We start from the raw sequence: 24,562 nt of genomic DNA on the forward strand, positions 1-24,562 counted from the left end.
ATCAGGTTGATAGGTCTGAGGTGGAAGCGTGGTGACACGTGGAGCTGACAGATACTAATAGATCGAGGACTTAACCTATATTCTAATGTGAAGCATGAACATTGTTATCTAGTTTTGAGAGAACATTCTCTCCATCAGGTTTGGTGGCGATAGCGAAGAGGTCACACCCGTTCCCATACCGAACACGGAAGTTAAGCTCTTCAGCGCCGATGGTAGTTGGGGGTTTCCCCCTGTGAGAGTAGGACGCCGCCAAGCTTTTTGTTTATATCCTTCCAATGGAAGAAGTTACTTTATCATTCCGCAGTAGCTCAGTGGTAGAGCTATCGGCTGTTAACCGATCGGTCGTAGGTTCGAGTCCTACCTGCGGAGCCATGCTTCCATAGCTCAGTAGGTAGAGCACTTCCATGGTAAGGAAGAGGTCAGCGGTTCGAGCCCGCTTGGAAGCTTTCCTCTATATATAATATAATAATGATAAACGTTAAGGTTTCTCAATGATGAGAAGGCTTTTTTTGTTTAGCTTTTTAAAGTTAGGGACGATTTGAGGTCGGAATGATATAACTATTTCTGTGAGAGCATCAGCTTCTGCGGCTGTTTCAATCATGCTGTTAGGGTTAAATGCTGTTGAATCCTCCTCTCTATGAGAAAATGCTAAACTTAGAAGAGGCATTTAGTTGAACTTCCGTAGACTCCGTTATTAATTTTTGAAAAGTAAAGAAAGCGTTTACTTGGGAGGCTGGTTTATGGTATGATCATTTTATAACTTGTATGACATGTTACAAGAGAGGGAATAATTTTGGAATTTGACTCTATAGACAAACAAAACATTGTGAATATGGTATATGAACAGCTTAAAGACAATATCGCAAATGGTAACTGGACTCCTGGAAGTAAACTGCCATCTGAACCGCAGTTACAGAAAATGTTTAATGTGAGCCGGGTAAGTGTTCGAAGTGCTATTCAACGACTAAGGGATCAGGGAATCGTTGTTACTCATCATGGCAAAGGATCCTTTGTGTCAGAGAAGGTTGGTCAATTTGATATTCATGATATTCAAATGATATTGCATTTAAGTGAGAAAGAATTTTTGGATATGATGGATTTTCGGCAGACAATTGAATACAAATGCATTGATTTGGCTGTAAAGCATGCAACAGCTGAGGATTTTGAAAATATGGAGAATGCACTCAATGCGATGTTTCGATATCGTGATGATTATAAGAAATATTCAGAGGCTGATTTTAACTTCCATTTAGCGATTGCTAAGGCTTCGAACAATAAGGTGTTTTATAGTGTCATTCATTCTATACGAGATCTGTACTATCGTTATTTAGAAGAGCTTAATCGGGTGATCGGTGTTACGCTGGAGAGTATTGAAGTTCATTTGCAATTATTTAGGGCCATTCAGAGCAGGGATGCTGAGAAAGCCAAGGAGATATTAAATCAGGCGATGGAAGATAATATAGAAAAAATCAATATGATCAAGGATTAAATCTTACCTCTTCATTAAGAGGTAGTATTTTTTCATAAACTTGTAGGACAACTGACAACATTAACCATATGTTTTCAAAGGGAAGGAGAATTACCGTGATGAATTTAGAAATTCGTGATGTCAAAGTGATTTTAACAGCACCTGGAAATATTGACTTAGTCGTTGTAAAAGTTGAAACAAATGAACCAGGCTTATATGGTTTAGGATGTGCTACTTTTACACAGCGGATATTTGCTGTGAAATCGGCAATTGAGGATTATTTGAAGCCATTTCTTATTGGGAAAGATCCTAGAAGAATTGAAGACATTTGGCAGTCTTCAAATGTAAGCGGTTACTGGAGGAACGGGCCCATCATGAATAATGCCTTATCTGGCATTGATATGGCACTCTGGGATATTAAAGGTAAATTAGCTAACTTGCCTGTGTATGAATTATTAGGAGGAAAATGTCGGGATGGTATTCCTCTTTACCGCCATGCTGATGGTGCAGATGAAAAGGCTGTTGAGGAAAATGTTTTGGCATTAATGGAAGAGGGCTATCAATATGCAAGGTGTCAAATGGGAATGTATGGTGGTAGTGGGACGACGGATACACGTCTAATTGCAACGGTTTATGAGAAATCGAATCGAATTATACCTAAACGTTCCCCTAAAGGTGCTTTACCTGGCTGCTATTTTGATCCTGAAGCTTATGTAAAGAGCGTTGATAAGCTATTTGATTATCTTCGATCTAAGATAGGTTTTAATATGGAGTTCATTCATGATGTTCATGAACGGATTCCACCAATCGAAGCTGTAAGACTAGCCAAAAATTTAGAGCCATATCACTTGTTTTTCTTAGAAGATCCTGTTGCTCCAGAAAATATCGAATGGCTTCAAACGATTAGACAGCAAAGTTCAACACCGATTGGGATAGGAGAGTTATTTACGAACGTAAATGAGTGGAAAAGCTTGATTATCAATCAACAAATAGATTTTATTAGGTGTCATGTCAGTACAATCGGAGGAATTACGCCAGCGAAGAAATTGGCTGTATTCAGTGAATTATTTGGAGTAAGAACAGCTTGGCATGGGCCAGGAGATATTTCTCCAGTCGGTGTGGCTGCTAATCTTCATTTAGACCTATCTTCTCCGAATTTTGGAATTCAAGAATGGACAGTGTTTAATGAGGCTTTACAGGAAGTTTTCCCGGGCTGCCCAAGCGTTGATCAAGGATTCGCTTATGTGAATGACAAACCTGGTTTAGGTGTTGACATTGATGAAGAGAAAGCGAAACAATATCCACCTTTAGGCGGAATTCCTTCATGGACACTTGCTCGTACACCAGACGGGACTGCCGTTCGACCTTAAGAATGAAAAGATGATAAAGTTTATTGCTAAAAAACAAAAATATTCTTGTAGAAGGAGCGGGTTGTATGAAGGCAGGGGTATATCTGTCACCAAAATGTGTAGCAATGACGGAAAAAGAAATTCCAGTACCAAAAATGGATGAAGCTTTAATTAAAGTTTCTTATGCAGGGATATGTGGCACAGATATGATGATTTATCATGGGGTACACCCGAGGGCAGAAGCACCCCTTATTCTTGGACATGAATTTAGTGGAATTGTGATAGAAGCTGATGAAAATCATCATGTTAAAAAGGGAGATAAGGTTGTGATAGAACCGCTTTTACACTGTGGGGTTTGTTCAGCCTGTCAACAAGGACAAGCGCAAGTTTGCAAGGATTTGAGATACATAGGCATTGACCAGCATGGTGGTTTTGCTGAGTATGTTGTCATCCCTGTTCATAGGCTTAGGGTCTTGCCAGAATCCGTTACGGAAAAAGAGGGGGCAATGATTGAACCTCTGGCTGTAGCTGTTCATACCGTTCGACGATCGAAGCTAAAGATTGGTGATACAGTTGTGATTCTTGGGGCAGGTCCTATTGGGCTTTTAATAGGTTTAATAGCAAGACAGGCAGGTGCTGGAAGGATTGTTATTTCTGATGTAAGTTCAATGCGTTTAGAAACGGCTAACGAGATGGGATTTGAAGCAATTGATGCCCGTCATACGGATATTTCACATGTCATTAAAAAATATACAGACGGTGTAGGGGCTGATGTCGTTTTTGAAGTAGCAGGCAATCAGGCGACAGCTAATCAAATGATTGAATGTGTGAAATATCAAGGTGAAGTTGTGGTGGTTAGTGTCTATAAAAAATCTCCAACGATACAACTTGCAGCGATGCATTTTCGAGAAATTTCATTAACAACGACACGTTGTTATCATTCGAGTGATTTTTCAAAAGCGATTGAATTACTTGAACAACAAAAGATTCAACTTGATGTATTGGTGTCTCACACCCTTCCATTAGAAGAAATACAGACTGGCTTTGATTTGATGGAAAATCCCGATCAGGCATTGAAAATTTTATTTGAACTATAGGAGTGGTGTTTATGAATCAGGCATTTAATTTACAAGGTAAAACTGCTGTGATAACTGGGGGAACGCGTGGGATTGGTAAAGCAATTGCTCTAGGTCTAGCTGAATCGGGAGCAGATATTGTTTTACTACAACGATCGGATGATACTTCGGCACAAGAACAGATGAGAGCTTTAGGTGTCCGTTGTGAAATCGTTCGCTGTGATATGGAGAATTTAGATGAAGTAAAACAGGCGATTCCAAAGGCAATCGAGATTATGGGCTCAGTTGAGATTCTAGTGAATAATGCAGGTATTCAAAGAAGGGCGCCAGCTGTTGAGTTTACTGAACAGGATTGGGACGATGTAATCAAAGTGAATTTAAAAGCTGTATGGGTTCTATGTCAGCAAGCGGGAAGACATATGCTTGAAAAAAAGAGTGGAAAGATCATCAATATCGCTTCGATTGCTACATTCCAAGGAGGGTTATATGTTCCTGCATATGCATCTGCAAAGGGGGCAGTCGGTCAGCTGACCAAAGCACTTGCAAATGAATGGTCTTCCGCTGGAATTAATGTAAATGCGATAGTGCCAGGTTATATCGCGACGGAAATGAACACTGCGCTGATTGAAGATCCTGTTCGTAGTAGGCAAATCTTAGAACGAATTCCTGCAGGTCGTTGGGGAAATCCAGAAGACTTTAAAGGTGCGGCAATTTTCTTAGCATCAGATGCTGCCAACTATGTGAATGGTCATTTACTAGCTGTTGATGGTGGCTGGCTTGGACGATGATGAACAGCGATTTAAGGTGTGCCTCCGTGAATGATAAAAAGAGGGGGCACTGAAAATACATCATGATGAGTGGATTCCCTTCATTTTTTGAAAGCGTTTTCGTTATGTGCATCTGACTTACATGTGTAAGAGAAATACAAACAAAGGGGCGAATATGATGAGGGTAGACAGCAATCCAATTCCTGAAAACAAGGCAGTTCCGTTGCAAGTAAAGAAAACGAAAGTTCGTTGGTTCATTGTCAGTTTTTTATTCATTGTGACGACAATTAACTATGCAGATCGTGCCACTATTTCAGTTGCGGCAACGCCTTTACAAAGTGATTTAGGGATCAGTGCGATAACGATGGGGTTTATTTTTTCAGCTTTTAGCTGGTCCTATGCACTTGGTCAAATTCCTGGTGGTTGGTTATTAGATCGATTTGGAACGAAGAGAGTATTGTTTTGGAGTCTTTTTCTTTGGTCATTCTTTACGTTATTACAAGGATTTGTTGGTTTCTTTAATGCTTCTACAGCTATTATTTTGCTTTTTGTTCTTAGATTTATTGTAGGTCTTGCAGAAGCCCCATCGTTCCCAGGGAATAGTCAGGTCGCAGCTTCGTGGTTTCCTGATCATGAGCGTGGAACTGCATCCGCTATTTTTAGTGCGTCCGCCTTTTTAGCGATTATTGTATTTACACCATTTATGTCATGGATTACAGCTTACTTGGGATGGGAACATGTCTTTACTATCATGGGTGCATTGGGGATCGTTATCTCTTTTATCTGGTTAAAGATAATTCATAATCCAAAAGATCATCCTCGTGTGAATCAAGCAGAGTTAGATTATATTGAAGATGGTGGCGGTCTTTTAGATATGATGGATTCAAATGCCAATAAAGGGTCTGCACATAAAAACGGAATGAAATGGTCTTATATTAAGCAAATTTTGAAAAGTCGTATGTTAGTTGGTGTTTATATTGGACAATACTGCATTTCAACACTCACTTATTTTTTTATGACATGGTTTCCTGTCTACTTGATACAAGAACGAGGAATGTCAATACTAGAAGCGGGATTTGTAGCTGTTTTGCCTGGACTTAGTGGTTTTATAGGTGGTGTATTAGGAGGAATCTATTCAGATTATTTGCTGAAAAAGGGGAAATCGCTCACGTTTGCTCGAAAGACACCAATTATTATTGGGATGATTTTGTCAAGCAGTATGATTGCATGTAATTATACAAATGCAGAATGGCTTGTAGTTGGAATTATGGCATTAGCTTTCTTTGGAAAAGGATTTGGGCAATTAGGCTGGGCGGTAATGGCTGATAGTTCTCCAAAAGAAATTGGAGGGTTAAGTGGTGGCTTATTTAATACATTTGGCAATATTTCAGGCATTACAACACCTATCATTATTGGTTTTATCATTAATGCAACTGGTTCATTTCATGGGGCCCTAGTTTTCGTAGGCGTCAATGCGATTGTTGCTATGTTAAGCTACTTGCTGATTGTAGGAGATATTAAACGATTGGAATTGCAGGGGTAAGAGATGAAGAAGAAAAAAAGAGCAGTTCATTCAAGTAGAGTGGGCGGCTTTTTTGTTGTAAAAATTTCCAAGCTGCATATTACATCAAATCATTCTGTCACTAATTTTGTGAATACTTCCCAATAGGTCACGATTGGTTAGTTGCGATTTATTAAAAACGCGCATTAATGAATGACAGAAAAACATCGAGCAACTGGTATACATATTGATGCAGTCCGAAATGAATTTGAAGCTCACACTGCTATGACTATATGAAAAATCCTCTCATTTCATTTTATGAACATTATGTTTTTTTTCTTTAGATTTGATACACTGAGTGAAGTGATTTGTAAGAGAAGAATGGAGGTGGCCGGCATGCTTGTCCGTTTGAATCAAGTGCTCGGCCGGATGATGCCGCTCATTACGCCTATGAGTGTGTTAATTGGTGTATTATTGGCGGCCTATTTAAAGGATTTTACGTTTTTGGTGCCGTGGGTGTTTGCCGTTATGACATTTGCAGGGAGCTTGTCTGCTAGTTTTTCAGCCTTAAAGCATACGGTGATGCATCCATTGCCTTTGATTTTAACGTTTATGATTTTGCATGTGTTGATGCCCCTTTATGCTTGGTCAGCGGGGCATCTGTTATTTACGGGTGATTCCATGACGATTACCGGCTTGACACTTGCGATGGTGATTCCGACAGGTGTTTCTAGTTTAATTTGGGCGGCGATGTATAAAGGGAATGTTGGGTTAACTTTATCCATCATTTTAATTGATACACTGCTTTCGCCATTTATTGTGCCAGCCAGCCTGTCACTCTTCGTCGGTACACAGGTCCATATGGACATTGTGGCCATCATGAAAGGGCTGTTTGGTATGGTGGTGCTTCCATCTATTTTAGGAATGCTCGTTCATCAGTATGCAAAGCCAGCGATGACGAAAACGATCAGTCAGACGCTCTCACCTTTTTCAAAAATAGGCTTGTTTGTTGTGGTCTCGATTAACAGCTCTGTTGTCGCTCCATACTTGCGTAAACTGGATGCCGCTATTTTTAGTAAAGCAGCGATTGTGTTTCTTATTGCGATGAGTGGATATGCCTTTGCGTGGTTGATTGGAAAGGCGATGAAATGTACTCAAGGGGAGATTGTGGCTATTGTGTATACAGGTGGCATGCGAAATATTAGTGCGGGAGCTGTGCTTGCCACTAGTTTTTTCCCGCCTGCTGTCGCTGTCCCTGTTGTGATTGGCATGCTGTTTCAGCAAGTACTTGCTGCCTTGTTCGGCTTTTTACTCAATCGTTTTGAGCTGAAAACACCTGCTATGACTAAATCTTTATCATGAAAAAACCTCCATCTCAAAGGGTGGAGGTTTTTTGCGAGTTAATAGATAAGATATTTTTTCCGTTTCTTTTCGAATGTTTTGAGATCATGATGATAGCGTTTCATGATGTGTTTGACTGAAGTGCCTTTATTGATTTCCTCTTTGATCCAACCATTCCCGATCAGTTTATCAAAGCTGCCTGTTTGAAGGAACTGAAAGTCATTAGGATACAAATCATGTATTGCTTTGATGATGGATAACCCCGTTTTCACAGCTTCAAATGAAGAGCGGTCTGTGACGTATAGCTGCACACCGTGAGATAGAGTCCCGGCATGTTTTGAAAAGGTAGGGGTGAATGAAACGGGTCTAAATTGAACGCCTTTTAGTTTTAGCTTATTTAAGTGATCCGCTAGCTCGTTGCTATTGATATATGGAGCGCCCATGAGCTCGAAAGGTTTTGTCGTTCCTCTGCCTTCAGAGACGTTTGTGCCTTCAATTAATCCTGTGGCTGGATATACAAAGGTACTATCAACTGTCGGCATGTTAGGTGAAGGAAGGACGAACGGCAGCTTTGTGTCATCGAACGTCATGGATCGCTTCCAATTTTTCATTTTGATGACTGTTACATCAGCATTGATATGAAACTCTTTGTTAAACATGTTTGCGAGTTCCCCAGTGGTCATTCCATGTCTCAAAGGTATTGGATAGAGACCCACAAATGAGGCGTGTTCGGGTTCTAATACAGGTCCTTCTACTTTTAGCCCGCCTATGGGATTTGGACGGTCTAGGACAACAAATGGGATATTGTTTTCCTTAGCGGCTTCCATCGCGTAGGCCATCGTGTAAATATAGGTGTAATATCGAGCGCCAACGTCTTGAATATCAAATAGTAGCACATCTACATTTTTGAGCATATCAGGAGTTGGTTTTCTTGTTTTTCCATAGAGAGAGTAAACAGGCAGGCCTGTTTTTTCATCGGTATAGGATTCGACGCCTTCTCCTGCTTGTGCATCGCCGCGCACGCCATGTTCAGGTCCATATAGAGCAGTGAGCTTAATATTTGGATGTTCAAATAGGAGATCGACACTGCTTTTCATGTTTGCATCAATGCCAGTCGGGTTGGTAATGAGTCCTACATTTTTCCCTTTTAGCCATGAGAGATTGCTCGAGAGTAATGTTTCGATACCTGTTTTGACTGCGGCTTTTTTTCCTTTTGTGTCTGTTCGTCCTTGATCTGCGGGGGAGGCGGCGGTCAATGTGCTTATCATGAGAATGCTAGCGAGTATCAAGCTTGCTGTCTTTTTCAAGAGAATCCCTCCTATTTGATCTGTTTCCCCTTCAAATTGAGCCCATAGCCAAAGGGGTAAAGGGTTTGATTCGGATGAGTGACTGATGGGATAGCGACTGGCAATTTCCCTTTAGGTGATGCCGCTCCAAAAATCACTTCTAGACCAGCAGGAATATTTGGTTGGTTGAATTGTCCATTTGAGTAGCCTTTAAAACCGTAAACAGCCAGTAAGGCATCGGCTTCCTCGAAATTGGCAGCATCATAAGGGTTTCTAAGACTCATGATGACCATTTTTTTGTTTTGTGATTTTGCTTCTTTCATGACAGCACGAGGGAAGGCAGTAGCCCATTTCTTCGGGTCCTGTACATTATCATCAATTACGCCATCATTCACAGCTGGGTCATTTTGGACAACGTAAGAGCCGGTAATGACATAGTCAGCATCTTGAATCAGTTTGGCTGTTTCTTTCGAGAAGGTCTTATCTGCAAAAGCGTAAGATTGGATACGCACAGATTTGATCTTTTTTTGTTTGATCAGAGATTCTATGGTGACAGACATTGCTTTTGTTTGATCTTCGTAGGGTGCCATGAGCACGATTTGGTCATTCTTTTTAGGCTGAAAAGGTAAGGTCTTGTCGTTGTTTTTAAGTAGAGTGATTCCTTCACGAGCCATTTTTTGTTCTGCTTTCCGGTGCGACTTTTTACCAACGAGTTGAGTAGCCTTTTTGATTTTTTTCTCAAGGCTTACTGGTTTTTTGGTTGAAATGATGCCGCGTTTGATCTTCAATTGAAGGATTTTTTCGACAGATTGGTTGATCTGAGACATCTGAATTTCGTTTGATAGAACGGCTCGTTTTAAAGCATTAAACACATTTTCTAGGTTTCTCTCTGTTTTTAAGGACGTAACAGGTGCTGGCATGAGAGCAATGTCGACTCCTGCTTTAATGGCCATCACCACGGCTTCTTCCTGTCCGAAATTATCTGCAATCGCTTTCATATTTAGAGCGTCAGTCACAACAACTCCTTGAAAGCCCATCTCTTCTTTTAATAAGTGTGTGATCACTTTTTTAGATAAAGTAGCTGGAACCATGATGTCCTCGCCATCTTTTTTACTTTGGTAGGTCGTATTATCAATAGCAGGAAATTGAACATGAGCGGTCATGACCATATCCGCACCTGCGTTGATTGCTTGTTGAAATGGATACAGCTCAACCTTTTTTAAGCGATCTAGGTCATGTTCTACGAGCGGCAAGCCGTAGTGACTATCGACGGCTGTATCACCATGTCCCGGGAAATGCTTTAGTGTGGAAATGGTCTTTTCCTTTTGAAGGCCTTTCATTGTTTGAAGGCCGAGTCTAGTGACAAGTGCAGGGTCAGAGCTAAAGGAACGTACACCAATGACGGGGTTGTTTGGGTTATTATTCACATCAAGAACAGGAGAGAAGTTTGTATTGATACCTAAGGCGTTTAATTCCTTTCCGATGATTTTTCCTGTGTCGTATGCATTTTTCTTGCTTCTAGAGGCACCAATCGACATATTTCCTGGGAAATGTGTTCCCTTTTGTAGTCTTGTGACGATTCCGCCTTCTTGATCAATTGAAATGAGTAAAGGAATATTTGGCGATGCTTTTTGAAATTCATGAGTGAGTTTGACGGTTTGTTTCGTATCAACAACATTCTCTGCGAATAAGATGACACCGCCTAGATGATATTTCTTTACAAGATGAGAAACTTCTTTATTCATCTTTGTTAAGCCTGTAGGCGTGGATTCATCTTTAGTTTGCCAATTGCGAAAGTCTGGCATGAGCATTTGGCCAATCTTTTCATCCAGGGACATGTTTTGCACCATTTTTTTTGCGGTTGGAAGAGAGGCAGAGCTAACCTTTTCCGTTGGAATGGAAGAGGTTAGCAGGGCCAAAACCAGAGCAACGGGGAAGAGAGATTTTAACATCGAATTCCTCCTTTTACTTAAAAGATTCGTAGATTGCGGTCATGATGCTTCCATAAGTGCCAGTTGGGAAAAGGTCACCTTCAAATTGATTAGGGTTGGTTTCAGGTGAAACGACAGGTGAATGTTTCTTATTCGTCAGCAAAGCGATACCTAGATTGTGTTTTGGATCAATCAACGTCATCGTTCCGGTCCAGCCTGTATGTCCATACGCTTCGTTACTTGCATATTTTCCAAACATCCATTCCATGTCAGTATTGCCGTTTTTCCGCCAGCCTAGCCCGTATGTTGGGTTCGTGTCAGAGGATGTTGTAAAGAGATCAATAGAAGCTTGGTCAAAGATGGTTGTTTTCCCATAGCCTCCTTTGTTGAGCATCAGCTGGAGTAGCACCGCCATATCTGAGGTGTTAGAGAAAAGCCCAGCATGGCCTGAGACACCTGCCATTGAGTAATATGCTTTCTCATCGTGTACTTCACCTAGCAGGGTGTATTGTCGAATGTTTTCAAAGTCGATTACACCATCTCGCGTATTGCCTAAACGTTCGGTTGCTGCAAAATGCTTTGGCCTTAATCCTTTTTGTAGCGGATTGAACATTGTATGCTTGAGACCTAGCGGCCGATAGATTGTAGACTCTACATATTGATCAAGAGGCATCCCTGTTTTTTTCTCGATGATCATGCCTAAAAGCATGTAATCAATATCACTATAAATATGCTGGGTACCTGGCTCGTATTGTAGAGGCACCTTAGGCAGCCATTTCATGGTTGTTTGTCTATCTTGAGAGAAAAAAGAGCCCGCTGATTCTTTGCTATAAAATAAGACACTGGATGGGAGTCCGGCAGAATGGGTGAGAAGATCCTTTATTCGAAGCTGATCTTTGCCGGTTACCTTTGCATCTGGTTCATCCTGAAAGTCTGGCAGGATGGATTGTATTTTTTCATTCACATCTAGTTTTTGTTCATAAACAAGTTTTTGCAGGGCATAGTTGGTGGCATACATTTTTGTATTGGATGCGAGATCGAACAGTGTGTTCTTTTTCATTTTTTTATACGATTTGAGTTCAGTCGTACCGTCGTATTTTTGCCTGTAGCCATAGGCTTTTTGATGGACGATCCTACCATCCTTGATGATGATGAGCGCGGCTCCTGGAAATCCTGCTTTGATATCGTTTTGAATCATTTGATCAACCTTCCTAAGCTGCCTGGAAGAAAAACCTACTTGTTCCGGTCGTTTTGCTTTTTTTAAGACGGGATATTCTTCAGGTGCTGTTTTAGACAAAGACGATACAGGATGGGAGCTAGTTGCAAATGTTTGTACTGGTAGCCCAAGGAGTATGAACAGACATGTCATCAAAAGAAAACATTTCTTCAAGAGCTAGACCTCCTTATTGATTGGTTTCCTCGAATTCAACAGCCATATCATCATGAAAGCCAAATAAGTATGTGAAGATAAATCCAGCGACATATGCAATGAATAGTCCAATTAAGTAAAGAAGCATTTGATGCGTGTGAACGATAAAGGTTAATGGGAGACCTGATACCCCAATGGCTTTAGTGGCGATTTGGAAGTAGGCTTGAAATGCTCCGCCGATTCCAGCACCGAGACAAGCAGTGAGAAATGGTCTTCCTAGTGGTAGTGTGACACCGAAAATGAGTGGTTCACCAATACCAAGCATTCCTGAAGGAAGTCCACCTGCAATGGCTCTTTTGAGTTTTTTCTTTTTTGTTTTCATATAAATGGCAAAGGCAGCGCCTACCTGTCCTGCGCCTCCCATAGCGAGAATTGGCAGAAGCGGGTCATCTCCAATTGAATTGATGAGTTCCATATGAATAGGTGTCAGTCCTTGGTGAAGACCTGTTACAACAAGAGGAAGGAAGGTCGCACCAAGAACAAATCCAGCGAAAATACCGCCAATGTTTAATAGATAAGTGAGTCCTGAGGTGATGGCATCAGATATAAATCCGCCGACTGGCATGAAGACGACGTACGTAAAAATTCCAGTAATGAGTAATGTGATAGTTGGTGTGACGATGATATCGAGTGACTGCGGGACAAAGCGTCTAATTCGGGTTTCAACAAAGGCCATAAAGATGGCGGCAAGAAGAACACCGATGAGTCCGCCTCTGCCTGGTAGAATATTTGTGCCAAATAACATAATATCTGCGGAGGCTGGGTTAATAATGAGGATACCAGCCAATGCGCCTAATGCAGGAGAGCCTCCAAATTCCTTTGCGGCATTTGTTCCGACCAATATCCCAAGATAAGCGAACAAGCCTGAACCAATAACAGTTAAAATGATCGCAGCTTGAGATTTTTCATCGAGCCATCCCGCTTGCACGATCGCTTTTGTAATACCTGTAATGAGACCTGACGCAACCAGTGCCGGAATGATAGGGATAAAAATGCTGGCAATTCGCCGTAAGAACAGCTTGAACGGTGTGCGGTTCTTTTGTGAAATGGCTTGCTTGTTTTTTTGTGCTTCGTTGTTCAAGTCATATGAACCAGAGGCTTTTAGCAGCTGGTCAAACGCACTTGATACTTGGTTGACAACGCCAGTGCCTAAAATGATTTGAAGCGTTTCTGCCTCGACGACGCCAATGACGCCATCAAGTTCTTTGATCGCTGTGATTTGAACTTTTTCATCATCGATCGGTGTAATTCGGAGACGTGTCATACAATGTGTATGGGAAGAGATGTTTTCAGAACCACCACAGAGCGAAAGAATATCTTTCGCTAACTGCTGATATTTCTTTTGATGACTCATGTTGAATCCCCCTTTGGTTTTCGTTTCATGGAGCGGATGGCATGTCTTGTCTTGTCAATATATTGCGCTGTCTCTTCATATTGACGGGAAGCTAAGCTGAGGAACAAGACATCAATTAAGTAGAGCTGTGCCATTCTAGAGGAAGTGGCAGCACTGCGAAAAGGTGCTTCATTGGAACCGGACGTCGATAGGTGAACGTCACATAAAGCAGAAACGCTTGTATGGCCTGGATGCGTTAAGGCAATGGTTTTCACTTGATTTTCTTTTGCGAGCTGAAGGGCTTGAATGATGTCTAACGTTTCTCCAGAAAAGGATATTCCGAAAACAATATCGTTCTTTCCTGCATTTGCGATGACTGTGGATGCGATATGCATGTCAGTGAAGGCTGTGGCTGCATAATTGATTCTGAGAAATTTCTGCTGTGCATCAGCTGCGACGATGCCAGATGCACCAACACCGATAAAATGGATTTGATTTGCATGTAGCAGCAATTGAACGGCCTTTTCTAAAGCCTCTGCATTTAAAATAGAGGCCGTATCCTTAATCGATTGAATTGAGTTTCCTGCTGTTTTTTGAATAATGGATTGAAGTGGTTCATCTTGTTCGATATCTCGGTAGCCTTGTTTATCGTCATGCATTAAGTCTCCAGCGATCCGCATTTTCAAATCGTGATAGCCATCTAGCCCGAGAGATTTACAAAGGCGAATCACTGCAGAGCTGCTTGCACCGGCAGCCTGACTGATTTCATGCACTGTGCTTTTAATGACTTTGTCAGGATGGGCAAGGATATAGTCTGCAATGATTTTTTCAGATTGGGGAAGCTTTGATTTCATCGTGTGTAGTAGGGTGAGTCCACCTGCTGACATGAGCTCTGCCTCCTTTAGGCTTGATGATGTAAGATGGCTTTGTCGATATGGCCATTCGTTTTGTTGAGTAAATCCTGTGCTGTCTTCTTGTCTGTGTTTGTTTGGAGCATGACGATGGCGGTTTTGACTTCTAAATCTGCCGCTTCAAGTGTTTTCACGGCTTGTTCGTAGGAAGCGTTTGTCACATGTTGAATGATGGTGATAGCGCGCTCTTTTAGTTTATGATTGCTTACTTTTACATCAACCATCAGGTTTTCATATACTTTGCCTTGTCTGATCATGGCTGAGGTGGAAAGCATATTTAAAATCATTTTATGAGCGGATGCGGCTTTCATTCGTGTTGACCCGGTGATGGCTTCAGGTCCAACGATGACTTCAATGGCGCAGTCTGCCAGCTCGCTAATTTCTGCTTGTTCGTTACAGCTGAGGGCTACAGTTTTTGCTCCAATGGATCTTGCGTAATTTAAAGCGCCGATGATATAGGGTGTTCGACCGCTAGCGGCAATGCCGACGACAGTATCTTTTGACGTGAGGTGGATGTGTTTTAAATCCTGTTTGCCGGCTTCTTCACTGTCTTCCACATCTTCGGCAGCATGTGAAAAAGCGGAGTCACCACCTGCCATGATACCTACAATGACATCAGGGGAGACGCTATAGGTTGGTGGACATTCAACAGCGTCCATCACGCCAATTCTGCCGCTAGTTCCAGCGCCTAAATAAATGAGTCTGCCTCCATTCGAGATGGATTCATAAGCAAAGTCACTTGCTGTTTTGACATGTGGGAGTACACGATTGACCGCTTGAGCGACTTTCATATCTTCTTCATTGATCATCTGGAGCATTTCGAGCGGATCTGCTTGTGAAATTTCCATTGTGTTAGGGTTTCTTGATTCTGTTGTCAAAGAACGCAGTTGAGATGGCTGCATGTGACATACCTCCTTATTTCTTCATTTTCAGTATATTGAGTATGATATGAAATTTCAATATTATATTTAAATACTGAAATTATATTTCAATCAAAATGTCGTGCTGAAAGGTGATTAATTGTTAGAAAATAAAAAAAATAAAATTCCCCTTTACAAAAGGGGGACAACCTGTATATAATAATTTTTGTCAGCTTCACGGAAACAGCAAACTTGACAAACTGGCCCGTTGGTCAAGCGGTTAAGACACCGCCCTTTCACGGCGGTAACACGGGTTCGAATCCCGTACGGGTCACCATGATGTGGAGGATTAGCTCAGCTGGGAGAGCATCTGCCTTACAAGCAGAGGGTCGGCGGTTCGAGCCCGTCATCCTCCACCATATGCCGGTGTAGCTCAACTGGTAGAGCAACTGACTTGTAATCAGTAGGTTGGGGGTTCAAGTCCTCTTGCCGGCACTGTTTTTTCTTTATCAATTCCATATGTGGAGGGGTAGCGAAGTGGCTAAACGCGGCGGACTGTAAATCCGCTCCCTCCGGGTTCGGCGGTTCGAATCCGCCCCCCTCCACCATTTTTGGGCTATAGCCAAGCGGTAAGGCAACGGACTTTGACTCCGTCATGCGTTGGTTCGAATCCAGCTAGCCCAGTTAAGACACCTTTTTCAAAAAGGTGTCTTTTTTTATGTTGGCAGAGGGAATGTATAACTATTCAAAATGTTGTCGAGTTGAGTCAGAAGGCATCGAGAAAGTAAAATATAAGCATGAACGGAAAGGGGATGTACATATGGGAGATCAAAAGAAGGTCACGATTGTCGGGGTCCCGATGGACTTGGGTCAAACGAGAAGGGGCGTCGATATGGGGCCGAGTGCGATTCGATGTGCTGGCGTAAAAGAAAAAATGGAATCGCTTTCATTTGATGTGGAGGATCTCGGGGATATTCCAGTCGAGCAAAGGGACGATGAGAAAGGTTTATATACAAGTGAAAAGTTAAAAAATCTAACGGAGAATGCTGGTGCCAATCAGCTGCTTGCTGAAAAGGTTGACAGTATTGTGCAGTCAGGTTCGTTTCCGCTGATTTTAGGTGGTGATCACAGCATTGCGATTGGCACACTTGCTGGTGTAGCGAAGCATTATGAAAACTTGGGTGTCATTTGGTATGATGCGCACGGTGATTTAAATACGGAGGAAACCTCTCCTTCTGGAAATATTCATGGCATGCCGCTTGCTGTCAGTCTCGGCCTTGGGCATGCTGATTTAACGAACATAGGTGGTTATTCTCCTAAATTGAAACCTGAAAATGTCATATTAATTGGTGCTCGTTCTTTAGATGAAGGAGAGCGAGCGTTGATTAGAGAAAAAGGCATTAAGGTGTATACGATGCATGAAATTGATCGTTTAGGGATGACAAGGGTGATGGAGGAAGCTATTACGTATTTAAAGGAAAGAACAGATGGAGTCCACCTGTCGCTTGATTTAGATGGGCTAGATCCAGCGGAATGCCCTGGTGTAGGAACTCCAGTGGCAGGCGGCATTAGTTATCGTGAGAGTCACCTTGCAATGGAGCTTTTAGAGGAAGCAGGTATCTTGACTTCAGCCGAATTTGTGGAGGTAAATCCAGTACTAGATGAGAAAAATAAAACAGCAGAAGCGGCTGTTGCTTTAATTGGTTCTTTAATGGGTGAAAAGTTATTGTAGAGCGGGACTTGTTCCCGTTTTTTTTATTTTGGGAAAATTTAAGGATATATTAAGGTTTTTACCGGCTGATAAGCGTAACACGCTGTCAAAAATTTGTTACACTATTTTTTAGAGGAGAATGAAACCTTTTGGAAAGAGGTTCGTATACATAAAGACCGGTGAAGGCAGAGGTTGAATATACTATGGACACAATGATTAAAAAGAGAATTAAGCAAGTGAAAAAAGGCGACCAGAACGCATTTACAGACATCGTAGACCTGTATAAAGACAAAATTTATCAGCTGTGCTACCGTATGCTTGGGAATGCACACGAAGCGGAGGATATCGCACAGGAGGCGTTTATTCGTGCCTATGTGAATATTGAGAGCTTTGATGTGAATCGTAAGTTTTCCACGTGGCTGTACCGCATTGCAACCAACCTGACCATCGACCGTATTCGCAAAAAAAAGCCGGATTATTATTTAGATGCAGAGGTGGCAGGAACAGAAGGACTGAATATGTATTCTCAAATTGCTGCTGATGGCATTTTGCCAGAGGATGAGGTGGTGTCTCTTGAGTTATCGAGTACCATTCAGCAAAAAATTCTAAGATTACCCGATAAATATCGTTCAGTCATCGTATTAAAGTATATTGATGAACTCTCATTAAAAGAAATTAGTGAGATTCTGAATATACCAGTTGGTACAGTGAAAACGAGAATACACAGGGGTAGAGAGGCTCTCCGGAAACAGTTGAGAGACCTTTGAGTGAGGTGATTTTGATGAGCTGTCAGGATAGAATCGTCCAGCTTATGCATCAGTATTTAGACCGGGATATCATGCCCGAAGACGAAAAAGAATTAAAGAGCCATCTGCAATCGTGTGAGGAATGCCGTACTCATTTTCAACAAATTGAGAAATCCATCGCGCTCGTGCAGAGTACATCTCATATAGAAGCACCATCTGATTTCACTGCAAAGGTGATGGCAGGTCTTCCAAAGGAGAAAAAGCGTGTGTCGATTCAAAGATGGATCAAAGCTCACCCGCTGATGGTAGCCGCTGCCCTCTTTCTCATTTTGATGGGAGGCAGTCTGTTTACAAGCTGGAATACCGATCATAATTTCAGTGTGTCAAAGCAGCCGAATCTCGTGGTTGAAAATGATACAGTGACCGTACCTAAAGGGGAAACCGTCAAAGGTGATGTCACTGTCAAAAATGGCAAGCTGATTGTAGAAGGCAAGGTTGATGGAAATGTCACAGTCGTCAATGGGGAACAGCTGACTGCTTCTGCCGGACAAGTCACTGGTCAAATCAATGAAATTAATGAAGTGTTTGATTGGATCTGGTACAAAATGAAATCCACAGCACAAAACGTGATGCGGGTCATTGGACCAGAGGAGCAAAAGTAAATCGAACAGCATGGGAGCAGCCTCTTAGGGGCTGCTCTTTTTCTATATCATTGCTCAGATTCACACATACTAGAACGCCAGCCATATATGGCAACTATTTTCCTTGCTGAAATAAAATGTGGTATAATAGCCACGCTATGTATTTACACATAGGCTTTTTTTATAAAAAAATGCATCACACGAAGAAACTTGAAAATTCTGGAGGACGAGGAAATGGCTTTAGGGGATATTCCTTTTTTGCAGTACCTCGGTAATGCTGTTGATATACTCGTTGTTTGGTATGTGATATATAAATTAATGATGGTCATCCGCGGAACAAAAGCGGTTCAGCTTTTAAAGGGAATTGTGGTCATTGTTCTCGTCAGGATGGGAAGTGCGTATCTCGGTCTTAACACACTTCAATGGCTGATGGATCAAGCGATTACGTGGGGTTTCCTTGCGATCATTATTATTTTTCAGCCAGAGCTAAGGAGAGCGCTTGAACAACTCGGGCGCGGCCGTTTCTTCTCAAGAAGCGGGACACCTGTAGAGGAACAGCAGCAGAAAACGATCGAGGCAATTACAAAAGCAATTAACTATATGGCTAAACGTAGAATAGGAGCGCTGCTGACAATTGAGCGCGATACTGGGATGAATGATTACATAGAGACAGGAATTCCTTTGAATGCAAAAGTGAGTTCTGAGTTGCTGATTAATATTTTCATTCCGAATACACCGCTTCATGACGGTGCTGTGATTATGAAGCGTGATGAGATTGCAGCTGCGGCTTGTTATTTACCGCTGTCAGAAAGTCCTTTTATCTCTAAGGAACTCGGAACCCGTCACCGGGCGGCAGTTGGTATTAGTGAAGTGACGGACAGCTTAACCGTCATCGTTTCTGAGGAGACAGGCGGCATTTCTGTCGCAAGAAATGGTGATCTCCATCGAGAATTGACAGAAGAAGCGCTTGAAGAAATGCTGATTGCTGAATTTAGTAAAAACAGCAAAGATGCTTCCTCGACCAAATGGTATTGGAGGGGCAAGAAAAATGGATAAGATTTTGAATAATCGCTGGGCAGTTAAGTTTCTTGCATTGGTCTTCGCTTTATTGCTGTATGGTACAGTCAATTCAGCGCAAGCGCCCACGCCGAAAAAAATCGGTGAATCCTTTTTCCCAACATCGACGACAGATGAAGCAACCTTAACCGACATTCCTGTTAAAGCGTATTATGATGACGAGAAGTACGTCGTCACTGGTGTACCGCAGACAGTCAATGTCACGATTAAAGGATCAACAAGTGCAGTGAAAACAGCAAGACAAACAAAGAATTTTGAAATTTATGCAGATATGCAAAACTTATCTACAGGTACACATAAAGTGGAGCTGAAGGCAAGAGATGTATCAAAGGGAATCACATTATCGATTAATCCGTCTGTGACGACTGTGACGATACAAGAAAAAACGACAGCTGAATTTCCTGTTGAAACAGAATTTTATAATCAAAATAAAATCAAAGACGGCTATTCACCCGAACAGCCCATTGTGAATCCGAAAAAGGTGACTGTCACTGGCTCAAAGGACGTGATCGACAAAATTTCTGTCATTAAAGCCTTTGTGAACTTAGAGGATGTCGATCAGCAAATCCAGAAGGAAGCGAAGCTCACTGTGTATGATAGCAGCGGGAATGAGTTGCCAGTCGAAGTGAGTCCGTCAGTGGTGGATATTACGGTCCCAATCACGAGTCCGAGCAAGAAGGTCCCGTTTAAAATTGAGCGGACGGGCAGCTTACCGGATGGGATCAGTATCTCAAGCATTGAGACAAGCCCGAGTGAGGTCACAGTTTACGGCTCTCAAAAGGTGCTTGATGCACTTGATTTTATTGATGGCGTTAAGCTGGACCTAAGCAAAATCCAAGATGATACGGAGATCGATGCCGACATTCCTCTGCCAGATGGTGTGAAAAAGGTATCGCCCGAAACTGTTAAGATCAAAGTGAAGGTTGCAACAGCTGAAGAAAAAAAGATCGATAATGTCCCGATTTCTGTCGTGGGTCTGAGCAAGGACCTGAGTTCTGAATTTGTGAGTCCGTCTTCTGGGCGTCTCACGCTAACAGCAAAAGGGTCAAAGAGTGCAATTGATAAACTAAAGGCTTCAGATATTGAAGCCTATATCAATGTGGGGGACTTAAACGAAGGAACACATGAGGTCAAAGTACAAGTGAACGGTCCTCAAAACGTGACGTGGACATTATCGAGATCAAAGGTCAAGGTGAAACTTACCTCTACTGACACAGAAGATCAGCCGGCTTCTACGAATGATCGAAAGGATCAATCGTCTAATGAAGATGATCAGGAAGAGAAGAGTCAAAAGGAATCGACACAAGATAAAGCAAAAAAAGAATCAATTCAAAGACAGCGGGTTAAAGAAGATAAAAAAGAGGACACAGAGTCCTCTTGAATGGTAAAAAAGGAGCGATTGAAACATGGGCAAGTACTTTGGAACTGATGGTGTAAGGGGTGTGGCTAATAGCGAATTAACGCCAGAGCTCGCATTTAAAATTGGGAGATTTGGCGGCTATGTGCTCACAAAGGATAAAGAACGTCCAAAGGTACTCGTTGGGCGAGACACACGTGTATCCGGTCATATGTTAGAAGGAGCCCTCGTGGCAGGCCTACTTTCAATTGGGGCTGAAGTGATGCGTTTAGGTGTCATCTCAACACCTGGCGTGTCCTACTTAACGAAGGCAATGGATGCAGAAGCAGGTGTCATGATTTCTGCTTCTCACAACCCTGTTCAAGACAACGGAATTAAATTCTTCGGCGGTGACGGCTTTAAGCTGTCAGATGAACAGGAGAATGAAATTGAGCAGCTAATGGATCAGCCAGTCGATCAATTACCACGCCCGGTTGGAGCCGATCTTGGAACGGTGAATGACTACTTTGAAGGCGGTCAGAAATACTTACAATTCTTGAAGCAGACAGCGGATGAGGATTTCACAGGCATTCATGTGGCGCTTGACTGCGCTAACGGTGCGACTTCTTCTCTAGCGACACATTTATTTGCTGATTTAGATGCAGATGTGTCCACAATGGGAACATCACCAAACGGATTGAATATCAACGATGGCGTAGGGTCAACTCATCCAGAGGCTCTTTCTGCTTTTGTGAAGGATAAGGGCGCAGATATTGGTCTTGCGTTTGATGGTGACGGCGACCGTTTAATTGCAGTCGATGAAAAAGGTGATATCGTAGACGGCGATCAAATTATGTACATATGTGCACGTTATTTGAAGGGCGAAGGCCGATTAAAGGATGACACCGTCGTGTCAACGGTCATGAGTAACCTAGGTTTCTATAAAGCGCTGGAGAAACAAGGCATTCAGAGTATCCAAACCGCAGTTGGTGATCGCTATGTGGTCGAAGCGATGAAAAAGGACGGCTATAACGTCGGCGGTGAGCAATCAGGCCACTTGATTTTCCTTGATTACAATACGACAGGTGACGGCATGCTTTCTGCCATCATGCTTGTGAATACATTAAAAGCGACAGGGAAAACATTATCAGAGCTTGCGGCTGAAATGGAAAAGTTCCCACAGCTTCTAGTAAATGTGAAAGTGTCTGATAAATATAAAGTCGAAGAAAATGAAAAAGTAAAAGCGGTGATCCAAGAGGTAGAAAAAGAGATGAACGGCGACGGGCGTATCCTTGTTCGTCCATCTGGAACAGAACCGCTTGTACGTGTGATGGCAGAAGCGAAAACAAAAGAGCTGTGTGATGAATATGTGGCTCGAATTACCGCTGTTGTCAAAGAAGAAATGGGTATTGAGTAATCAATCAAAGCAAATCGCAGAGCTGCGGTTTGCTTTTTTTTCGAATAAACGTCATAAGAGGAGGGTTCTTGACGAATCATATAGGCGAGGGCCATTTGCTGATGCCTTCATACATAAGGAGAGCACATCAAAGGTAGAACGTGACAAGCCTCATCGCATATAGTGTATGGAGGTCTCACTTTCTAAAATGAAGGGGATCACCCGCTACATTGTGATTGACGGAGGTCAGACCTTATAGTACAATCATCCTTGTGTTACTGGATTTTTATTCTATCAGGAAAGGCAGGGTAGATGTTCAGGAACTCTCTTATAATTATAGCGCCCGAACTAAGCGATCGGACGACAGATGCTTAGTTGACGAGGATGGAGGTTATCGAATTTTCGGCGGATGCCTCCCGGCTGATCAAATATAGAGATCACAGCCGTAAGTGTTTCTTTAAAGCAAAGAGGTGACTCTTTGTACAAAGGGAATACACATGATCTCCCAAATTAAACATGTAGAGAGGGACGAAGAAATGTCCCTTCTATTTTAGTAGGCTTTCTTTGTCCCTTTCACATGATCGGGAGGAAGAATATTTATGTGTGGAATCGTAGGTTATATTGGTCAGAATGATGCGAAGGAAATCTTATTAAAAGGTTTAGAAAAGCTTGAGTACCGTGGGTATGACTCAGCAGGTATCGCTGTGGCAAACGAAGAAGGCGTGCATGTGTTCAAAGAAAAAGGACGTATCGCTGAGCTTCGTGAGGTCGTTGATGCAAACGTGGCATCTACAGCGGGAATTGGACATACACGCTGGGCAACACACGGTGTACCAAGTCATCTAAATGCGCATCCGCATCAAAGTGCTTCTGGCCGTTTTACGCTTGTTCATAACGGTGTCATCGAGAACTATGTACAATTGACACGCGAATATTTACAAGACATCACACTTAAAAGCGACACAGATACAGAGGTTGTTGTTCAAGTCATCGAACAATTTGTGAACAGAGGTCTTGATACAGAGGAAGCTTTCCGTCAAACGCTTCTTCAATTAAAAGGCTCTTACGCAATTGCCCTTTTCGATAACGAAAACAAAGAAACAATCTATGTGGCGAAAAACAAAAGCCCATTATTGGTTGGTTTCGGCGAAGACTTCAACGTTGTGGCTTCTGACGCAATGGCGATGCTTCAAGTAACAAACGAATATGCGGAATTAATGGATAAAGAAATGGTCATTGTCACAAAAGACGAGGTTATCATCAAAAACCTTGACGGTGATATCATGACACGTCCTTCTTATATCGCTGAGCTAGATGCAAGCGACATCGAGAAAGGCACATATCCTCACTACATGTTAAAAGAAACGGATGAACAGCCGCTTGTGATGCGCAAAATCATCCAAGAATATCAAGACGAAAACGGCAAGCTGTCAGTCGCTGGCGATATCGCAAGCGCAGTAGCAGAAGCAGACCGCATTTACATTGTGGCTTGCGGAACGAGCTACCATGCAGGTCTTGTTGGTAAACAATACATTGAAAACTGGGCAAAAGTACCTGTAGAAGTCCATGTAGCAAGTGAATTCTCTTACAATATGCCGCTTCTATCGAAAAAACCGTTGTTCATCTTCCTTTCTCAATCTGGGGAGACTGCGGACAGCCGTGCTGTACTTGTTCAAGTCAAAGAGCTTGGTCATAAAGCATTAACGATCACAAACGTACCAGGGTCTACGCTTTCTCGTGAAGCGGACTTTACATTGCTTCTTCATGCAGGACCAGAAATCGCAGTGGCTTCAACAAAAGCCTACACAGCACAAATCGCTGTTCTTGCGATCCTTGCATCCGTTGCAGCTGAATTAAATGGTCAATCTCTTGATTTTGATCTTGTGAAAGAGCTTGGTATTGTGGCAAACGCAATGGAAGCCCTTGTGGATCAAAAGGATGAAATGGAACAAATCGCTCGTGATTTCTTCACAGTGACACGTAACGCATTCTTTATCGGAAGAGGACTTGACTACTATGTGTGCCTTGAAGGTTCACTAAAACTAAAAGAGATCTCTTACATCCAAGCAGAAGGTTTTGCTGGCGGAGAACTCAAACACGGCACCATTGCTTTAATTGAAGAAGGCACACCGGTCATTGCCCTTGCAACGCAAGAGCACGTGAACTTAAGCATTCGCGGTAACGTCAAAGAAGTTGTTGCACGCGGCGCAAACCCATGTGTCATCTCACTGAAAGGTCTAGAAGACGAAGGCGACCGTTTCGTCCTTCCAGCTGTACACCCAGCACTTGCACCACTTGCATCTGTTGTTCCATTACAGCTGATCGCTTACTACGCAGCCCTTCACCGCGGGTGTGATGTGGATAAACCACGTAACCTTGCGAAGAGTGTGACGGTGGAGTAGG

Annotated in this window: 19 protein-coding genes, 7 tRNA genes and 1 rRNA gene; 21 read left to right on the forward strand and 6 right to left on the reverse strand. The window is 42.4% G+C overall.

All coding sequences use genetic code 11. The annotated features are described in order from the left end of the window. Positions 1-139 precede the first annotated feature (139 nt). The 9 genes from rrf (at position 140) to C6W18_RS13825 (ending at position 7,523) form a co-directional block, all read left to right on the forward strand. Positions 140-255 (forward strand): 5S ribosomal RNA (gene rrf, locus C6W18_RS13785). 42 nt (positions 256-297) lie between these two features. Further along, positions 298-372, forward strand: a tRNA-Asn gene (locus C6W18_RS13790). 1 nt (position 373) lies between these two features. Beyond that, positions 374-446: transfer RNA gene (locus tag C6W18_RS13795), tRNA-Thr, on the forward strand. Positions 447-793: 347 nt separating this feature from the next. Then, positions 794-1,489 (forward strand): FadR/GntR family transcriptional regulator, encoded by a 696-nt coding sequence (locus tag C6W18_RS13800; protein ID WP_034325108.1) that lies wholly within the window; start codon positions 794-796, stop codon positions 1,487-1,489. Between the two features lie 98 nt (positions 1,490-1,587). Beyond that, a complete protein-coding gene (locus C6W18_RS13805; protein ID WP_223251713.1) occupies positions 1,588-2,838 on the forward strand; it encodes an enolase C-terminal domain-like protein in 1,251 nt (416 codons plus the stop codon). 65 nt (positions 2,839-2,903) lie between these two features. Then, positions 2,904-3,914, forward strand: a complete 1,011-nt coding sequence (locus C6W18_RS13810; protein WP_105927913.1) for a zinc-dependent alcohol dehydrogenase — start codon at positions 2,904-2,906, stop codon at positions 3,912-3,914. A gap of 11 nt (positions 3,915-3,925) precedes the next feature. Next, complete coding sequence (locus C6W18_RS13815) at positions 3,926-4,681, forward strand: glucose 1-dehydrogenase (protein ID WP_105927914.1); 756 nt, start codon at positions 3,926-3,928, stop codon at positions 4,679-4,681. Positions 4,682-4,838: 157 nt separating this feature from the next. Further along, a complete protein-coding gene (locus C6W18_RS13820; protein WP_078061766.1) occupies positions 4,839-6,203 on the forward strand; it encodes an MFS transporter in 1,365 nt (454 codons plus the stop codon). A gap of 354 nt (positions 6,204-6,557) precedes the next feature. Next, a complete protein-coding gene (locus C6W18_RS13825) occupies positions 6,558-7,523 on the forward strand; it encodes a bile acid:sodium symporter family protein (protein ID WP_223251714.1) in 966 nt (321 codons plus the stop codon). Positions 7,524-7,561: 38 nt separating this feature from the next. On the opposite strand, the gene C6W18_RS13830 is transcribed toward C6W18_RS13825, so the two are convergent. From C6W18_RS13830 to murQ, 6 genes are read right to left on the reverse strand one after another with little or no spacing between them, the layout of a single operon-like run. Then, a complete protein-coding gene (locus C6W18_RS13830) occupies positions 7,562-8,770 on the reverse strand; it encodes an exo-beta-N-acetylmuramidase NamZ family protein (RefSeq protein ID WP_411266077.1) in 1,209 nt (402 codons plus the stop codon). A gap of 50 nt (positions 8,771-8,820) precedes the next feature. After that, positions 8,821-10,740, reverse strand: coding sequence for a glycoside hydrolase family 3 protein (locus C6W18_RS13835; RefSeq protein ID WP_105927917.1), 1,920 nt, complete (start codon positions 10,738-10,740; stop codon positions 8,821-8,823). A gap of 13 nt (positions 10,741-10,753) precedes the next feature. After that, complete coding sequence (gene pbp4b, locus C6W18_RS13840; protein WP_105927918.1) at positions 10,754-12,109, reverse strand: penicillin binding protein PBP4B; 1,356 nt, start codon at positions 12,107-12,109, stop codon at positions 10,754-10,756. A gap of 13 nt (positions 12,110-12,122) precedes the next feature. After that, positions 12,123-13,502, reverse strand: a complete 1,380-nt coding sequence (locus tag C6W18_RS13845) for a PTS transporter subunit EIIC (protein WP_105927919.1) — start codon at positions 13,500-13,502, stop codon at positions 12,123-12,125. Beyond that, the gene (locus tag C6W18_RS13850; RefSeq protein WP_105927920.1) at positions 13,499-14,368 is read right to left on the reverse strand and encodes a MurR/RpiR family transcriptional regulator; all 870 of its coding nucleotides are present in this window, start codon (positions 14,366-14,368) and stop codon (positions 13,499-13,501) included. The genes C6W18_RS13845 and C6W18_RS13850 overlap by 4 nt, the downstream gene beginning before the upstream one ends. A 14-nt stretch (positions 14,369-14,382) precedes the next feature. Next, positions 14,383-15,294 carry an N-acetylmuramic acid 6-phosphate etherase gene (gene murQ, locus C6W18_RS13855; protein ID WP_105927921.1) on the reverse strand — a complete coding sequence of 304 codons (912 nt, stop codon included), beginning with the start codon at positions 15,292-15,294 and terminating at the stop codon, positions 14,383-14,385. 220 nt (positions 15,295-15,514) lie between these two features. Here murQ and C6W18_RS13860 point away from each other — a divergent pair. The 12 genes from C6W18_RS13860 to glmS all read left to right on the forward strand — a co-directional run bounded on the left by C6W18_RS13860 (position 15,515) and on the right by glmS (position 24,561). Continuing rightward, a tRNA-Glu gene (locus tag C6W18_RS13860) sits at positions 15,515-15,589 on the forward strand. Between the two features lie 6 nt (positions 15,590-15,595). Beyond that, positions 15,596-15,671 (forward strand) — tRNA-Val (locus C6W18_RS13865). 3 nt (positions 15,672-15,674) lie between these two features. Beyond that, positions 15,675-15,747 (forward strand) — tRNA-Thr (locus C6W18_RS13870). A 28-nt stretch (positions 15,748-15,775) separates the two neighbouring features. After that, positions 15,776-15,860, forward strand: a tRNA-Tyr gene (locus tag C6W18_RS13875). 4 nt (positions 15,861-15,864) lie between these two features. Beyond that, positions 15,865-15,936 (forward strand) — tRNA-Gln (locus C6W18_RS13880). Between the two features lie 136 nt (positions 15,937-16,072). Then, a complete protein-coding gene (rocF, locus tag C6W18_RS13885; protein WP_105928112.1) occupies positions 16,073-16,984 on the forward strand; it encodes an arginase in 912 nt (303 codons plus the stop codon). Between the two features lie 182 nt (positions 16,985-17,166). Further along, positions 17,167-17,730, forward strand: coding sequence for an RNA polymerase sigma factor SigW (gene sigW, locus C6W18_RS13890; protein WP_034324045.1), 564 nt, complete (start codon positions 17,167-17,169; stop codon positions 17,728-17,730). A gap of 14 nt (positions 17,731-17,744) precedes the next feature. After that, positions 17,745-18,371, forward strand: a complete 627-nt coding sequence (gene rsiW / locus C6W18_RS13895) for an anti-sigma-W factor RsiW (RefSeq protein ID WP_034324048.1) — start codon at positions 17,745-17,747, stop codon at positions 18,369-18,371. A gap of 213 nt (positions 18,372-18,584) precedes the next feature. Beyond that, positions 18,585-19,406: a diadenylate cyclase CdaA gene (cdaA, locus tag C6W18_RS13900; protein WP_008344027.1), complete on the forward strand. Its 822-nt coding sequence runs from the start codon at positions 18,585-18,587 to the stop codon at positions 19,404-19,406. Beyond that, positions 19,399-20,808 carry a CdaR family protein gene (locus tag C6W18_RS13905; RefSeq protein WP_105927922.1) on the forward strand — a complete coding sequence of 470 codons (1,410 nt, stop codon included), beginning with the start codon at positions 19,399-19,401 and terminating at the stop codon, positions 20,806-20,808. Before cdaA ends, C6W18_RS13905 begins: the two co-directional genes overlap by 8 nt. Positions 20,809-20,833: 25 nt before the next feature. Then, positions 20,834-22,180 carry a phosphoglucosamine mutase gene (gene glmM / locus C6W18_RS13910; RefSeq protein WP_105927923.1) on the forward strand — a complete coding sequence of 449 codons (1,347 nt, stop codon included), beginning with the start codon at positions 20,834-20,836 and terminating at the stop codon, positions 22,178-22,180. Between the two features lie 578 nt (positions 22,181-22,758). Beyond that, on the forward strand, positions 22,759-24,561 hold the full coding sequence (glmS, locus tag C6W18_RS13915) for a glutamine--fructose-6-phosphate transaminase (isomerizing) (protein ID WP_105927924.1): 1,803 nt from the start codon (positions 22,759-22,761) through the stop codon (positions 24,559-24,561). The last annotated feature ends 1 nt before the right edge of the window (position 24,562 follow it).

It is taken from the genome of Bacillus sp. LLTC93 (assembly GCF_002993125.1).
GTDB classification, from domain to species: Bacteria; Bacillota; Bacilli; order Bacillales; family Bacillaceae; genus Bacillus; species Bacillus zhangzhouensis.

Excerpts from the sequence above, each read along its gene's own strand:
- C6W18_RS13805 (WP_223251713.1), top strand. The coding sequence starts at position 1,588 with ATGAATTTAGAAATTCGTGATGTCAAAGTGATTTTAACAGCACCTGGA.
- C6W18_RS13810 (WP_105927913.1), top strand. The coding sequence starts at position 2,904 with ATGAAGGCAGGGGTATATCTGTCACCAAAATGTGTAGCAATGACGGAA.
- C6W18_RS13815 (WP_105927914.1), top strand. The coding sequence starts at position 3,926 with ATGAATCAGGCATTTAATTTACAAGGTAAAACTGCTGTGATAACTGGG.
- C6W18_RS13820 (WP_078061766.1), top strand. The coding sequence starts at position 4,839 with ATGAGGGTAGACAGCAATCCAATTCCTGAAAACAAGGCAGTTCCGTTG.
- C6W18_RS13825 (WP_223251714.1), top strand. The coding sequence starts at position 6,558 with ATGCTTGTCCGTTTGAATCAAGTGCTCGGCCGGATGATGCCGCTCATT.
- C6W18_RS13830 (WP_411266077.1), bottom strand. The coding sequence starts at position 8,770 with ATGATAAGCACATTGACCGCCGCCTCCCCCGCAGATCAAGGACGAACA.
- C6W18_RS13835 (WP_105927917.1), bottom strand. The coding sequence starts at position 10,740 with ATGTTAAAATCTCTCTTCCCCGTTGCTCTGGTTTTGGCCCTGCTAACC.
- C6W18_RS13845 (WP_105927919.1), bottom strand. The coding sequence starts at position 13,502 with ATGAGTCATCAAAAGAAATATCAGCAGTTAGCGAAAGATATTCTTTCG.
- C6W18_RS13850 (WP_105927920.1), bottom strand. The coding sequence starts at position 14,368 with ATGTCAGCAGGTGGACTCACCCTACTACACACGATGAAATCAAAGCTT.
- murQ (WP_105927921.1), bottom strand. The coding sequence starts at position 15,294 with ATGCAGCCATCTCAACTGCGTTCTTTGACAACAGAATCAAGAAACCCT.
- rocF (WP_105928112.1), top strand. The coding sequence starts at position 16,073 with ATGGGAGATCAAAAGAAGGTCACGATTGTCGGGGTCCCGATGGACTTG.
- sigW (WP_034324045.1), top strand. The coding sequence starts at position 17,167 with ATGGACACAATGATTAAAAAGAGAATTAAGCAAGTGAAAAAAGGCGAC.
- rsiW (WP_034324048.1), top strand. The coding sequence starts at position 17,745 with ATGAGCTGTCAGGATAGAATCGTCCAGCTTATGCATCAGTATTTAGAC.
- cdaA (WP_008344027.1), top strand. The coding sequence starts at position 18,585 with ATGGCTTTAGGGGATATTCCTTTTTTGCAGTACCTCGGTAATGCTGTT.
- C6W18_RS13905 (WP_105927922.1), top strand. The coding sequence starts at position 19,399 with ATGGATAAGATTTTGAATAATCGCTGGGCAGTTAAGTTTCTTGCATTG.
- glmM (WP_105927923.1), top strand. The coding sequence starts at position 20,834 with ATGGGCAAGTACTTTGGAACTGATGGTGTAAGGGGTGTGGCTAATAGC.
- glmS (WP_105927924.1), top strand. The coding sequence starts at position 22,759 with ATGTGTGGAATCGTAGGTTATATTGGTCAGAATGATGCGAAGGAAATC.